This window comes from Streptomyces sp. NBC_01012, assembly GCF_045162755.1.
Taxonomy (GTDB): domain Bacteria; phylum Actinomycetota; class Actinomycetes; order Streptomycetales; family Streptomycetaceae; genus Streptomyces.
The window spans coordinates 571628-585332 of sequence record NZ_CP108688.1 but is presented as its reverse complement, the minus strand read 5'-3'; the positions used below and the strand labels follow the sequence as shown (position 1 = coordinate 585332).

Genomic DNA, 13705 nt, shown 5'->3' with positions numbered 1-13705 from the left:
GTAATGTTTGTCCTGCGCGACCACCCGGGCAGACCGGGAGGAACCGCATCGGGACGTGGCGCAGCTTGGTAGCGCACTTGACTGGGGGTCAAGGGGTCGCAGGTTCAAATCCTGTCGTCCCGACTGGTGACAGTCGCAGATGAAGGGCCGGTTTCGGAACAATCCGAAACCGGCCCTTGATCATTCTTGGGGACCGGATGGAGGTCCGGCGTCCTCCGCCCCGGCATCGAGACGCAGACGGAGAGCTTCCGACAGGAACGCCGAGCGGTGTGGCGCCGAGGACCGCGGGTCCTCAGCGGCAGTCGTACTTCGCGCCGGTCTCGTTGCTGTAGCGGGCCCACTTCATGGCCGCGGTCTCGCGGCCGTAGATGCCGTCGACCTTGGCGCCGATCCTGCCCTGGACGTATCGAACAGCGCTCCTGGTGTCCGTTCCGTAGACGCCGTCAACTGCGAGGTTCCGGCCGTAGCAGTTGTTCAGGTTCTTCTGCAGGGCTCTGACCCCGGCGCCGGTGTGCCCGTACTGCAGATAGCAGTACAGCGAGTTGTTCGCGACGTTGTACGGGAATACGAAGTGCAGACCGGACGACCCGTTCTGGGACGTGTAGGATCCCGTGCACACGCCGTCCGCCGCGTGGGCCGGGGCAGCGGTGACGACCCCTGCCAACAGACCCGCCAGCATGGTCCCGGTCGCGAGAAACGCCTTGCTCCCACCTGTCTTGCGCATGCCTGCTACTTCCTTCCAAGAAGCGAAATTACATATGTGTCCACCACGGCCCGTCGCCTCCAACACTCCGGGCAACACCCATGAAGCATAGGGAAATGGCGGATCTCGGACTGTGTCGTTCGCGCTGGGCACTGTGCCGGTGGTGCACCGCTCCGGCGGTACCTGGGAGAGTCCGGGCGTGCCCGTCGAGACCCCGTTGCGGAGCAGGTGGGATCCGGCCACACTGCTGTCGGGGACCGCTGACGTCGAGAGGCGAGGTGTGACGGTACGGGCCGAAGTGCTGCGGGGGCGGTTCCGCAACCGGCACAGACGGAGGTCTGCCTCATGAGCCCGGTCCTGGACACCACGCTCATTGCGCCGCAGGACCGGGAGGAAGCGGTCCGGCACGCGGTGTGGGAATCCGTGGTGGCGGTCGACATCGACCACGGTCCTCCCGCCGAGGACATGTCCGTTCGTATGGGACTCGGCGCCGTTGGGCCCCTCACGATCTGCTCGGCGCGTGCGACGGCGGTCACGATCCGTCGGACCGAGCGACTGGCCCGGAAGGACGAGGAGCCGGCCGTCTTCCTCGGCCTCCAGGTGAGCGGCACAAGTCTGGTGGCACAGAACGGCCGTGAGTGTGTGCTGCGGCCGGGAGAATTCGCCGTCTACGAATCGATCAAGCCCTACACGCTTCTCTTCGACAAGGGAGTCGACCACCACTTCCTGCGGTTCCCCCGCGCGGCGCTCGCGCTCCCCGACCGGCTCCTACGAGAGACCTCCACGCTCGGCCTGGGATCCGGCGACCCCTTGACTCGTCTCGCCTTCACCTACTTCTCCCAGCTGGCCGCCAGCGACGCGTTGCACCAGGGTGCCCGCACCGGCGCCGTCTTCGAACCGAGCGTGGAGCTGCTCCGTGCCGTCCTGACGTCCCGGTACAACAACTCCAGCCTGGTCAAAGAACCGATGGAGGCCACGCTCAGCCTGCGCATCACTCAGTACGTCCGAGAACATCTGGCCGACCCGGACCTGTCGCCGGCGGGGATCGCCGCCGCGCAGAACATCTCCGTACGCCACCTCTACGCGGTGCTGTCGAGGTCGGGAATCAGCCTCGGAGACTGGATCCGTGCACGCCGCCTGGCCGAATGCAGGCGCGAGTTGGCCGACCCCGGCGGGCGGCCGCGGGCCGTCGCGGCGGTAGGCCGGAGGTGGGGCTTCATGAACGCGAGTCACTTCAGCAAGGTGTTCAAGCAGGCATACGGGGTCACGCCTCGCGATTGGCGCGACGGGAGCCGCCCCCATGGTTGAGCCGGCCGTTTCACGCAGCGGAGTTCGACGCGGTGATGAAGGCGCTGCCGGCCCCGGCTCGGTGGGAGTCGTCGGCCGGGGCGGCGTCCCAGCATGTGGGGCCCGTGCTTCGGGCCGGGGACCCTGCCGCATTCAGGATGCGACGGAGCCCCCGGCCGTGCGGCCTACTTCTTCTGCCAGCCGATCAGCTCGGGCGGCCCCGTGACGCCGTAGTTGCCGTAGAACTGGGCTGATCCGTAGTTGGCGAGGCCCTTCTTGACGGCCCAGATGGTGGGGCCGTTGTGGGTCGGCATGATGCCGTAGGTCTCCATGGCCTTCACCTCCGCCTTGTTGCCGGCCTCCAGTTGCTCGTCCAGGCTCGGCAGGTTGGTGACGGCCTTGATCTCCTTGTCCAGGCTCTCGGGCACCGAGCGGGAGCCGTTGAGCGTGGAGTCGGAGCAGTAGGTCTGGCAGATGTAGAGCATTCCGTTCGGGTCGCTCGCAATGAAGCCCATCGCGAACATGTCGAAGGCGCGCTCGGTGAACACCTTGTTGAAGTCGGAGGAGGGGTGCGCCTTGATGTCCAGCTTGACGCCGATGTTCTTCATCATCTGCGCGAGGGCCGTGGCACTGGCTTTGACGGTGGACCTGTCACCGATGGTGGGGAAGGTCAGTTCCAGCTTCTGACCGCCCTTGGCGCGCACACCGTCCGGACCGGCCTTCCAGCCCGCGGCGTCCAGTTCCTTCTTCGCCGTGTCGGCGTCGAACTTCACGAGCTTGCCGAAGTTGTCCTGGTACCCCTTCTGGAAGGGGAAGAGAGAAAGGGATCCGGGCAGGGGCTCGGTGTAGCCGAGCCCCTGGAACTTGATCTTCGCGAGCAGCGAACGGTCGATTCCCTCCATCAGCGCCTTGCGCACCGCAGGGTCCTTCAACTGCGGCGAGGTGCTGTTGAAGACCAGGATGTTGTTGGAGGTGGTCGTGCCGCGGCGAAGATCGGTCCCCTTCACCGACTTGACCTGGTTGAGCTGCTCGGCCTCGTGCACATCCGTCGCGTCGATCTGGCCGTTCTTGAAGGCGTTGATCGAGGCGCTCTCCTCCATCTGTACGTAGGTGAGTTCGTCCAGATGCGGCTTGGCACCCCACCACTTGGGGTTGGGCTTGTAGGAGACCGTGCCGCCCTTGGCGTCGAACTTGGAGATGGTGTACGGTCCGGCACCCCATTCCGCGTGCGGGTTGCTCACATACGCCTTGTTGAAGGCGTCGGCCTTGGCGATGTGCGGGTTGATGACCGAGTAGAAGAGCGACTTCCAGTACACGAACGAGCCGTCGTAGGTGACGACCGCCTGCTTGGCGTCCTTGCCCTTCTTGACCGAGGTGATGCTGGAGTAGCCATCGGTGGCGCTGACGACGTACTCCTTGTCCTTCCCGTTGACCGCGCTCCAGGTGTCACGGAACGACGTCCAGTCGATGTCCTGGCCGTCGTTCCACTTGGCCTTCGGGTTGATGTCGTAGGTGACCTGGGTGTTGCCGTCCACCGTCGTCTGCTTGACGTCGGTGAGGTAGTCCTTGTTGAAGGTGACGTTGCCCTTGGGGTCGTTGAAGGACAGCTGCGGCTGGTAGAACCAGGCGATCTTCGACGTGTACAGCGACCCGTTGCCGTTGAAGGGGTTCAGCTGATCGGGGATCTCCACGATGGGGAGCGTCATCTTGCCCCCCTGCTTCAGGTTGCTCGCAGGCTGGGGATTGTACGAGGTCAGCACCTCGTTCGCCGAAGTGGCGCCCTTGGACTTCTCCTGCCCGGAGTCGTCGTCGGTGTCACTGCCGCTGCACCCGGAGAGTACGAGGGACGCGGTGGCGGCGATCGCCAGCCCGCTCAGGTGGATTCTTCTCATGACGGCCTTCCAGCTCAGTTGTCGACAGACGTGGTCGTGCCCGCGAAATGGCATGCGTCGCGGTGGTCCAGGCCTCCCCTCCCCGTGAGTTGCGGAGTGACTCCGCGGCACTGGTCCTTCTGCGGGTCGGTCAGCGTCAGGTGGAGCGGGCACCTGGTCACGAACCGGCAGCCCGGCTGATCGTCGGTCGGACTGGGAAGGTCGCCCTTGAGGAGGACACGTTCCCGAGTGCGTTCCGCGACCGGATCGGGCAGCGGGATCGCGGAGAGAAGCGCCTGCGTGTAGGGGTGTCGGGGGTCGTCGAAGACGGAGTCGATGGTGCCGGTCTCGACGATCCGGCCGAGGTACATCACCGCCACCCGGTCGGAGATGTGGCGCACCACCGACAGGTCGTGGGCGACGAAGAGGTAGGACAGGCCCAGCTCGGCCTTGAGGTCGTTGAGCAGGTTGATGACACCGGCCTGCACCGAGACGTCGAGAGCCGAGACCGGCTCGTCGAGAACCAGCAGCTGCGGCTTCGTGGCGAGCGCCCGGGCGATACCGATGCGCTGCCGCTGCCCGCCCGAGAAGGCCGCGGGGAAGCGGTCGCGGTGCTCGGAGTCGAGTCCCACCAGCTCCATGAGCTCCGTCACCTGGGTGCTGAGGGTCTTCTTGTCGCGCTCACCGACCGCGCGGAGGGGTTCGGCGAGGATGTCGTAGACCGTCATACGGGGGTCCAGCGCCCCCATGGGGTCCTGGAACACCATCTGGATGTCGCGGCGGACGGAGCTGATGTCCCGCTTCCGCTTCAGGTCCGCCGTGTCCCGGCCGCAGACGGTGATGCTGCCCCGCTCGGGCGGCTTCAGCTCCATGATCTCCAGCAGGGTGGTGGTCTTTCCGCACCCCGACTCGCCGACGAGCCCGAGCGTCTCGCCCTCGCGGATGTCCAGGTCGATGCCGTTGACGGCGAAGACCGTGCCCACCTTGCGTTTGAGCAGGCCGCCCTTGGTGAGCGGGAAGGTCTTGGTGACATCGGTCAGTTCCAGGACCTTCGGCCGGTCCTCGCGGGGGACCTCCGCACCCCCGTGCTCCCTGTCGGCCGGGACGGGGTAGATCGGCTCACCGCCGATGGCACCGTCGTCGATCTCGGTGGCACGCCGGCACGCGGTCGAGTGCTCGTCGACGGTGTCGGCCCCGGCGATCGCCGACAGGGGTGGTTCGGCCTCCCGGCAGGCGTCCTGCACGACGGGGCAACGGTCCGCGAAGGGGCAGGCGTCGGGAAGGTCCACCAGGAGCGGCGGAGTGCCCGGGACCGGGGTGAGCGCCTGCCTGGCACGGTCGTCCAGGCGGGGGATCGCGCCCATCAGGCCGATGGTGTACGGCATGCGGGGCTGCGAGAAGAGCTCGTCCACCCCGGCACGCTCGACCGGGCGGCCCGCGTACATCACCATGACGTCGTCGGCGGAGCCGGCCACCACCCCGAGGTCGTGGGTGATCAGGATGACCGCGGCCCCGGTCTCACGCTGGGCTGTCTTGAGGACATCGAGGATCTGCGCCTGCACGGTGACGTCGAGAGCGGTCGTCGGCTCGTCGGCGATGATCAGGTCGGGGTCGTTCGCGATGGCCATGGCGATGACGGCCCGCTGCCGCATGCCGCCCGAGAACTCGTGCGGGAACCCCTTGGCGCGGCGGTCGGGGTTGGGGATGCCGACCAGGTCCAGCAGTTCGACGGCGCGTTTCCAGGCGACCGAGGACGAGATGTCCTGGTGGGTCTGGAGGGACTCGACGATCTGGGCTCCGATGCTGAAGATCGGAGTGAGTGACGAGAGCGGGTCCTGGAAGATCATGCCGATGTGCCGGCCGCGGACCTTCGACATCCGACGGTCGTCGAGGTCGAGGAGGTTCTTCCCGTCGAGCGTGATGTCCCCGGTGACCGAGGCGTAGTCGGGGAGCAGCCCCATGACGGCCATGGACGTGACGGACTTGCCCGACCCCGATTCGCCCACGATGCCCAGGGTCCTGCCGCGGTGCAGGTCGAAGGAGACACCGCGCACGGCGTCCACCCGGCCCGCTTCCGACGGGAAGGCCACTTTCAGATCACGCACGGACAGCAGGGCCTGCTGGGCCTGCTGGGCGCCGGGCTCGGTCGTGACAGCGCGCTGCTCGATCATGCGCGGCCTCCAGACTGCGATGTGGGGTCGAGGGCGTCGCGCAGACCGTCACCGATGAGCGCCATCGCCACGGTGAGCAGCACCACCATGGCTGCGGGCAGGTAGAACAGCCAGGGGGCGGTGGACAGTGTGTTCTGCCCGTCGGCGAGCATCGAACCCAGCGACACGTCGGGCTGCTTGACGCCGAAACCGATGAACGAGAGCGCCGTCTCGGCCTGCACGGTCGCGGCGACACCGAGGGTGAACGTCACGATCAGCAAGGACCCGATGTTGGGTACCAGGTGGCGGACGATGGTACGGATCGGACTGACGCCCATGAAGCGGGCGGCCGTCACGTACTCGCGCTCCCGCAGGGAGGTGGCCAGGGACCAGATCACTCTGGCTGTGAGCATCCAGCCGAACAGTGTGAGGACGACCACCAGAACCTGCCACTCACCGCGGTAGTGCGTACCGACCAGGGCGATGATGAGGAACGAGGGCAGGATGAGCAGGAAGTGCACGAGACCGAGCATCGCCCGCTCGACCTTGCCGCCGAAGTAGGCGGCAGTGGTACCGAACAGTCCGGCTATGGCGGTGGTCAGCAGCGACACCGCGACGGCGATGATCAGTGATCTGCCGAGGCCGTGCACGAGCTGGGCGTAGACGTCGTTGCCCGCGCCGTTGGTACCCAGCAGATGGCCGCCGACCCCGGGGGAGACGGTGAGTGCGGTGAAGTCCGCCTCCGTGTGGTCCCAGTGGGTCAGATACCGGCCGAACAGCGAGAAGAACACGAGGAGGGCGAAGAGGACCAGACCGCCCAGGGCCGCCTTGTTGCGCGCGAAGCGCCGTATGTAGAGCCTGGACGGGGAGAGGCGCTTGCCACCGGGGCCGGTCTTCCCCGGTCCTCCGGCTGCGGTTTCCTCGGGGTGCGCCTCTTCGGCGGCGGGCCCGACACCGGGCATGTTGATGGCCATGTCAGCTCACCCTGATCCTGGGGTCGAGGGCCACGACGACGAGGTCGGCGAGGATCGCGCCGATGGCCGTCATGAGGGCACCGAAGGCTGCGACGGCGACGACACCGTGCACGTCGTTCGTGCTGATGGTTTTGGTGAAGTACTCGCCCATGCCGTGCCAGGCGAAGACCGTCTCCGTGATCACCGCGCCGGTGAACAGCGCCGGCATCGCGAACGCGACCTGGGTGGCGACGGGAATGATCGACGTCCTCAGCCCGTGCCGGTAGATGGCCTGCTTCCGCGTCAGTCCCTTCGACCGTGCCGTACGGACGTAGTCGGAGTTGATGTGGTCCAGCAGCAGCGACCGCTGCAACAGGTGGTATCCGGCGTAGGAGATGAACGTGAGCGAGATCGTGGGCAGGATGGCGTGCATCACTCTGGACCCGAAGACCGGCCAGAACCCGACGACGTCGGGGCTCTGCGCTCCCGCCACCGGCAGCAGGGTGCTGCCCACGGCCTGGTTCAGCGCGATGGCGGCGAGCACCACCCCGAGGGAGGCCACCGCGGAGGGCGTGTTGAAGGAGAGCACGGAGATTCCCTGCCACACCCGGTCGGCGGCCTTGTACTGGCGCGACGCGGTGTAGACGCCCAGCCCGACCCCGATGACGATGGCCAGGACGGTCGAGGCCAGGACCAGTTGGCCGCTGACGAAGATCCGGTAGCCGACCTGGTCGTTGACGCTGCCTCCGGTCGGCGAACTGCCCCAGTCGAAGTGGGTCACGATCCGGGTGATCCAGTGCCACCACCGATCCATGAGCGGTTTGTCCGGATTGAGGTTGTAAAGCGCCAGCGAGCGGTTGATCTGGGCTGGAGTTCGAGGCGGTCGCAGCGCGGTGTAGTTCGACGCAGGTTTGAGGAAGGCGTTAGCGAGGAAGTACGTGAGATTTGTCGCGATGGCGATCATCAAAAACCAGCCGACTGCTTTGCGGGCGATGTAACGCAGCACTGTGAGTCGGCCTTTCTTGCTCTGGGACGTATCGGCCCGCAGGTCCGGTGAGTGACTGGATCGCTTGGCCGCATTGACCGGGCACCGGGTCGCGATTGCTCGGACAGGACGCGCGGACTCTCGGGGGCCAGAAAATGACTGGAGCGAAATCGTTCAGTGTGGGAGTCTCATGGTGGGGGAGTGGCACGCATCGGGCATGGGGCAGCAACCCCGTAACAAAACAGGGAAGTTCAGGGCGGCCGCCCGATTCGGCCGCACCGCTGCTGACGATTTCAATTGCCCGTGGGCACGTCAAGATTGATCAGGTAGCGATCCGGTCAAGTCGAATTCACATAACGGATATTCTTCGCTTAAGTTTTCAACGTCACGGTGGACGCGCGTTGAACGGCGGGATCATCGGTGCCGCAAAAGGCGCATAAGGCGCGCAACGTACTCGTGATCCGTGGCGTCGTCCTCCTCGGTCGGCCCCGACCCCCGGCACGACGGTGTGCACGGGCCTGGGGCAGGTCCTCGCCGCCGCGTGGTTCACAATGAGTGCACGAGGCGACGGGGATCAGGAAGCCGGTGAGAGTCCGGCGCGGTCCCGCCACTGTGACCGGGGAGCGGTCCTCCTGTATGTCACTGTCCGCGGCAGCGGGCGGGAAGGCGGAGGGGAGCGATGATCCGGGAGCCAGGAGACTGACCTGTCGCCGGTCCAACTGCAGGGGCGAGGACACCCCGGAAAGGATCGGCTGTGACGCTGCATGCCCGGACGGAGTCGGGACACCGGCGACCGTCGGACAATCGCCCGGCGCCCGGCAGGCGGAGCGTGCTGGCTGCCGGGAGTGGCCTGGCACTGGCTGCCTCAGGACTGCTCGCAGGCTGCGGCGCGGACACCAAGGACGGGGGAGGCGGCGACCGGTTCCGCGCGGCCTTCACATCGGGCGGGTCTCAGGAGACCCTCGACCCCCATGTCGCTCCGAACTTCGTCGACCAGGCCCGCGCCAAGGCCCTGTACGACACGCTCGGCACCTACGCGGACGACATGTCCGTCCGCGAGCGGCTCGCCGAGTCCTGGCAGAGCGACGCCTCCGGCACCCGGTGGCGTGTCCGGCTGCGCAAGGCGGAGTTCCACGACGGGAAGCCGGTCACCGCGAAGGACGTCCTGTACAGCTACCGCCGCGCCGCCGACCCCGCCACCGGATCGCCCTCGCAGGTGCTGCTCTCGGCGATCGACTTCGACGCGAGCAGGGCCGACGGCGAGCGGTCCGTCGTCCTCGTGCTGAAGGCGCCGAACTTCGAGTTCCCCACGGTCTTCGCAGGACCCGGCACCGAGATCATCCCCGACGGCACGAAGGACTTCCACGAGCCCATAGGCTCCGGCCCCTTCACGCATGTGTCCTTCACTCCCGGCGGCACCGCCCGCTACCGCAGCTGGGACGGCCACTGGGACGGCGCCCCGCACATCGCCGAGCTGGAGATCGTCCCCGCGAACGAGGAGTCCGCGCGGCTCAACGCACTGCTGTCGGGTCAGGTCCACTACGCCGCGGACATGGCCGGTGCCTCCGTGGAGCGGCTGAAGAAGAGCGGCTCGACGCGCCTGCTGACCGCCCGGCGGGCCACGGCGCAGCAACTGCTGCTGCGTACCGGCCGTAAGCCGTTCGACGACCCGCGGCTGATACGGGCCGTACAGCTCGGGATCGACCGCGAGGCGCTGGTCCGGGTCGCGCTCGCCGGGCACGGCGAGGTGGGCAACGACCTCTTCGGGATGGGCCTGCGCGGCTACCCGGAGGATCTGAAGCCCCGCGAGCGGGATGTCGCCGAGGCTCGGAAGCTGGTGAAGGAGGCAGGCGCCGACGGGCTGCGCATCACCGTGGAGACCAGCTCCGTCGACGCCGCGTGGGAGCCGGCCGCTGACCTGATGGCGCGGCAGCTGCACGAGGTCGGTCTTGAACTGAGCGCCAACACCCGTGCCTCCAGTACGTACTTCAGCGAGATCAGGACGAAGGGCGTCGCCGCCTTCAACACCACCTCCACGCTGCCTGTCTCCGACTTCCTTCAGCAGCGCGTCCGGGGCGGCGCGGCCCGCAACCAGACGCAGTACGTGTCGAAGGAGTTCGACGCCCTGCTCGACCGCGCCCGCACCACCCGCGACGAGCAGGACCGGCTGGCGCTGCTCACACGGGCCCAGAAGATCGCGCGGGACGGGTCGGGGCTGCTGGTGTGGGCGTTCTCCGACGCCACCGACGCCACCGACGCCATCGGGCCCTCGGTCACCGGGCTGCGCGCCGCGCCTCCGAACTCGCACGACTGGGCCCGGTTCGACCGGGTCCGCGTCGGCTGACGTGCGGGCCTATCTCCTTCGGCGTTCCCTGCTGGCAGTCGTGCAGTGCCTCGTGGTGCTGGTCGCCGTGTTCGCCGTCGGTTCACTGCTGCCCGGTGACACGGCCGATGTGCTCCGCGGCGAACTCGGCACGCCCGAACAGGTGGCGGCGCTGCGCACACAGCTCGGTCTCGACGAGCCTGCCCTGACCCGCTTCGGGCACTGGCTCGGCCACCTGCTCACCGGTCACTTCGGCAATTCCCTGACGACCGGACTGCCGGTGGGCGACGAGATCGGCCACCGCGTCGGCGTGACACTGCTGCTGGGTGTGCCCGCCCTCGTACTGGTCACGGTGCTTGGACCACTGCTGGGCACGGTGTCCGGGCTGCGGGAGGGCAGCCGCGTCGACCGGGTGCTGAACACGGCCGCCGTGGTGCTGCACGCGGTGCCGGAGTTCGTCCTCGGCCTGCTGTTGGTCGCCTCGGTATCGCTGGCAGCGGGACTGCTGCCGGCCACCGCCATCGGCATGGACACGACCGACCTGCTCGCGCAGCCGGCCGTACTGGTGCTGCCCGTCATCGTGCTCACGGCGAGGCATCTGTGCGATCTGGCACGGCAGGTACGCGCCGGTGTGGCGGCGGGGCGGCACGGTCCTGTCGCCGAGCATCTGCGGCTGCTGGGAATGCGGGAACGGACGGTCGTGCTGCGCCATGTCCTGCCGGGTGCCCTCGGCCCCGCCGCGCAGCAGTTCGCGCGCTGTGTGGAGGGGCTGCTGGGCGGCGCCGTGCTGGTGGAGGCGGTGTTCGGCTTCCGCGGACTGGGCGGCGGCTTCGTCGAGGCGGTGCAGAACAGGGACCTGCCCCAGGTACAGACGTACGCACTGCTGTTCGCCGGCACCGCAGTCGTCGTGAACCTCGTCGGAGACCTGGTCGCCCACCGGCTGGCACCCCGCCGGGAGGTGACGGCATGACCGTACGGGAGAAGACCCGGCCCCGGGGTGCACGGCTGCCGCGCCGTCCGTGGATCGCGACGCTGCTGCTCGCCGTGCCGGTGCTCGCTGCCCTGCTGGGACCGTGGGTGGCGGGGGACGCGCCGTCCACCGATGGAACCCTGCCCTCGCAGCCGCCCGGCGCCGGCCACCCGCTCGGCACGGACGTCCTGGGCCGCGATGTGCTGTGGCTGGTGCTGCATGGCGGTGTCTCGGTGCTGGGCAGCGCCCTGGGCGCGTTGCTGGTCGGCATGGCCGTGGGAGTGCCGCTGGGGCTGCTGGCCGCGGGCCGGCGGCGTGGATTCGACGAGACGGTGATGCGCGGGCTCGATCTGCTGCTGGCCTTCCCAGGCCTGCTGGTGCTGATGACGCTGGCCGCGACGGGGCATCGCGACCGGTACTGGCTGCTGACGGTCGCCGGAATCCTCCAGATCCCGGCCGTCGCCCGCCTGGTACGCGGGGCCGCGCTCGCACCCGCCTCCCGGACCGTCGTCGAGGCGCTGTGGATGCAGGGGCACGGCTGGGCGTACATCCATCTCCGGCACCTGGCACGGGAGCTGGCCGCCCCGCTGGCCACCGACGCGGGCGGACGCTTCGCCGTGGTGCTCTACCTGCTGGCGTCCGCCAACTTCCTCGGCCTCGGGCTGCCCGCCTCGTCCCCGGACTGGGCGGTGCTCATCGAGCGCAACAGCGATGCCCTGTTCACCCAGCCCGCCGCAGTACTGGTGCCCGCGGGTCTGCTGACGGCGCTGTGCGTCGGCGGCAACCTGCTGGTGGACCGGGCCCTCGCACGAAGGAGGAGAGGCCGATGACCGGCTCCGCCCGCACGCCGCTGCTGGACGTCCCGGAGGTCTCCGCCCATGCGGACGGGGCACGGCGCCCCCTGCTGGACCGGGTAGCGCTGACCGTCGTGGCGGGCGGTGTCACCGCGGTCGTCGGACCGTCGGGCAGCGGGAAGACCACGCTCGGCCTGGCGGTGCTCGGTACCTCGCGCGACGGCGTGCGGCTGACCGGACGGGCCCTGCTCGGGGGTACGGACCTGCTGCTCCTGGAGCCCGGCAGGCGCCCGGCGGCACGGGCCGGCCGGGCAGCGCATCTGCCCCAGCACCCGGAGACCGTGCTGGATCCGGTCCGCAGGGCCGGCGGCGCGCTCACGGAGCTGGCCGCTCTCGGGCATCCGGAACGGGCCGCGCGAAAGCCCGCGGCGCGCCGGGCGCTGGCGCTGGCGGGGCTGGACTGGGGGACCGTACGCCGCCGTTTCCCGCACCAGCTCTCCGGCGGTCAGCAGCAGCGTCTTGCTCTCGCGTCCGCGCTGGTGACGGGGGCCGGGCTGCTCGTGCTGGACGAGCCGACGAGCGGCCTGGACCCCGCGCTCGCGCAGGCCCTGGGCCGTACGGTGCGGGCGCTGGCGGACGGCGGCGCCGGCGTACTTCTGCTCAGCCATGACCTGCGGCTGGTGCGGGAGACGGCCGACCGGGTCATCGTGCTGGACGAGGGCCGTGCCGTGGAAGACGGCCCGACGGCGGACGTCCTCGGCACCGGCGTCCTCCCCGTGAGCGGCGCGGCGCCGGCGGGCCGCCACCGGGCCACCAGGGAACTGCTGGCAGCGGAACACGGCGAGGGCGCGGCCGGAGCACAGGGCCAGGACACCGCGGACCCGGCTCCGGAGGACGGGCCCGGGGTCGCCGCCTCGGGTATCGTCGTACGCCGCCGGTCGGGCGATCCGCTCGCCGGGCCGGTGTCGATGGACTTCCCGCCCGGCAGCAGGACCGCGCTGCTCGGACCGTCGGGCTCGGGCAAGACGACCTTCGCGCGGGTCCTGGCCGGGCTGACCACACCCTCCCGGGGCGAGGTGCGGTTCGACGGAAGGACGCTGCCCCGACGGGTCGACCGGCGCACGCCTGCCCTGTGCCGTGTCGTCCAGTACGTGCACCAGAGCAGCGCCGACTCCTTCGAGGAGCACCGCCCGGTACTCGGACAGGTCGCCGACACGGCACGGCTGCTGCGGGGGCTGGGGGAGAGCGAGGCGGCTGCCGAGGCGATCACCGTCGCCGGCGCGCTGGGACTCGATGAGGAGCTGCTGCACCGGATTCCCGGCAGGCTCTCCGGCGGCCAGCTCCAGCGCTGTGCGCTGGTCCGGGCGCTGACAGCGCGGCCGGCGCTGCTGGTGTGCGACGAGGTGACGTCGGCGCTGGACACCGTCTCCCGGCAGCGTGTCCTGGACGCGCTGCCCCGTCTGCTCGCCCCGGCCCGGACCGCCCTGCTGTTCATCAGCCATGACGTGCCGGCCGTGCGGGCGCTGACGGACGATGCCGTGCTGTTCGAGGACGGCCGGTGCGCCCGGCGCGGGCCCCTCGACGAGGTGCTGCCCGCACGCCACGTCGAGGACGCCCTGCGGTCGGCCGGGACCTGACCCTCGCGAGGGACGCCCCGCGAGGGAGGCTC

The 13705-nt window shown here is 69.1% G+C and carries 10 protein-coding genes, 1 tRNA gene and 1 riboswitch; of the genes, 6 read left to right on the top strand and 5 right to left on the bottom strand.

The genetic code is table 11. The annotated features are described in order from the left end of the window. The first annotated feature begins 49 nt into the window (after positions 1-49). Positions 50-123: transfer RNA gene (locus OG623_RS02540), tRNA-Pro, on the top strand. Between the two features lie 169 nt (positions 124-292). On the opposite strand, the gene OG623_RS02535 is transcribed toward OG623_RS02540, so the two are convergent. After that, positions 293-724 (bottom strand): peptidoglycan-binding protein, encoded by a 432-nt coding sequence (locus OG623_RS02535; RefSeq protein ID WP_406143879.1) that lies wholly within the window; start codon positions 722-724, stop codon positions 293-295. A gap of 324 nt (positions 725-1048) precedes the next feature. Here OG623_RS02535 and OG623_RS02530 point away from each other — a divergent pair, with 324 nt between their 5' ends. Then, positions 1049-2011, top strand: a complete 963-nt coding sequence (locus tag OG623_RS02530) for a helix-turn-helix domain-containing protein (RefSeq protein ID WP_406143878.1) — start codon at positions 1049-1051, stop codon at positions 2009-2011. A 164-nt stretch (positions 2012-2175) separates the two neighbouring features. Here OG623_RS02530 and OG623_RS02525 read toward each other — a convergent pair whose 3' ends face one another. From OG623_RS02525 to OG623_RS02510, 4 genes are read right to left on the bottom strand one after another with little or no spacing between them, the layout of a single operon-like run. Beyond that, a complete protein-coding gene (locus OG623_RS02525) occupies positions 2176-3882 on the bottom strand; it encodes an ABC transporter substrate-binding protein (protein ID WP_406143876.1) in 1707 nt (568 codons plus the stop codon). A 14-nt stretch (positions 3883-3896) separates the two neighbouring features. Further along, positions 3897-6032 carry a dipeptide ABC transporter ATP-binding protein gene (locus OG623_RS02520; RefSeq protein WP_406143875.1) on the bottom strand — a complete coding sequence of 712 codons (2136 nt, stop codon included), beginning with the start codon at positions 6030-6032 and terminating at the stop codon, positions 3897-3899. Further along, on the bottom strand, positions 6029-6985 hold the full coding sequence (locus OG623_RS02515; protein ID WP_406143874.1) for an ABC transporter permease: 957 nt from the start codon (positions 6983-6985) through the stop codon (positions 6029-6031). Before OG623_RS02515 ends, OG623_RS02520 begins: the two co-directional genes overlap by 4 nt. Before the next feature lies 1 nt (position 6986). Beyond that, a complete protein-coding gene (locus OG623_RS02510; protein WP_406143872.1) occupies positions 6987-7970 on the bottom strand; it encodes an ABC transporter permease in 984 nt (327 codons plus the stop codon). A 515-nt stretch (positions 7971-8485) separates the two neighbouring features. Further along, positions 8486-8672, top strand: a riboswitch (cobalamin riboswitch). Between the two features lie 106 nt (positions 8673-8778). Between OG623_RS02510 and OG623_RS02505 the strand changes: the two genes are divergently transcribed. Genes OG623_RS02505 through OG623_RS02490 form a run of 4 tightly spaced genes read left to right on the top strand, consistent with a single transcriptional unit; the run spans position 8779 to position 13673 of the window. Continuing rightward, positions 8779-10293 carry an ABC transporter substrate-binding protein gene (locus OG623_RS02505; RefSeq protein ID WP_406143870.1) on the top strand — a complete coding sequence of 505 codons (1515 nt, stop codon included), beginning with the start codon at positions 8779-8781 and terminating at the stop codon, positions 10291-10293. A 1-nt stretch (position 10294) separates the two neighbouring features. Further along, the gene (locus OG623_RS02500; protein WP_406143869.1) at positions 10295-11242 is read left to right on the top strand and encodes an ABC transporter permease; all 948 of its coding nucleotides are present in this window, start codon (positions 10295-10297) and stop codon (positions 11240-11242) included. Continuing rightward, the gene (locus OG623_RS02495; RefSeq protein ID WP_406143867.1) at positions 11239-12072 is read left to right on the top strand and encodes an ABC transporter permease; all 834 of its coding nucleotides are present in this window, start codon (positions 11239-11241) and stop codon (positions 12070-12072) included. Before OG623_RS02500 ends, OG623_RS02495 begins: the two co-directional genes overlap by 4 nt. Beyond that, positions 12069-13673, top strand: a complete 1605-nt coding sequence (locus tag OG623_RS02490) for an ABC transporter ATP-binding protein (RefSeq protein WP_406143865.1) — start codon at positions 12069-12071, stop codon at positions 13671-13673. Before OG623_RS02495 ends, OG623_RS02490 begins: the two co-directional genes overlap by 4 nt. Positions 13674-13705 lie beyond the last annotated feature (32 nt).

What these genes read in the sequence shown, in the direction of transcription:
- OG623_RS02535 (WP_406143879.1), bottom strand. Translation starts at nt 724, where the DNA reads ATGCGCAAGACAGGTGGGAGCAAGGCGTTTCTCGCGACCGGGACCATG.
- OG623_RS02530 (WP_406143878.1), top strand. Translation starts at nt 1,049, where the DNA reads ATGAGCCCGGTCCTGGACACCACGCTCATTGCGCCGCAGGACCGGGAG.
- OG623_RS02525 (WP_406143876.1), bottom strand. Translation starts at nt 3,882, where the DNA reads ATGAGAAGAATCCACCTGAGCGGGCTGGCGATCGCCGCCACCGCGTCC.
- OG623_RS02520 (WP_406143875.1), bottom strand. Translation starts at nt 6,032, where the DNA reads ATGATCGAGCAGCGCGCTGTCACGACCGAGCCCGGCGCCCAGCAGGCC.
- OG623_RS02515 (WP_406143874.1), bottom strand. Translation starts at nt 6,985, where the DNA reads ATGGCCATCAACATGCCCGGTGTCGGGCCCGCCGCCGAAGAGGCGCAC.
- OG623_RS02495 (WP_406143867.1), top strand. Translation starts at nt 11,239, where the DNA reads ATGACCGTACGGGAGAAGACCCGGCCCCGGGGTGCACGGCTGCCGCGC.
- OG623_RS02490 (WP_406143865.1), top strand. Translation starts at nt 12,069, where the DNA reads ATGACCGGCTCCGCCCGCACGCCGCTGCTGGACGTCCCGGAGGTCTCC.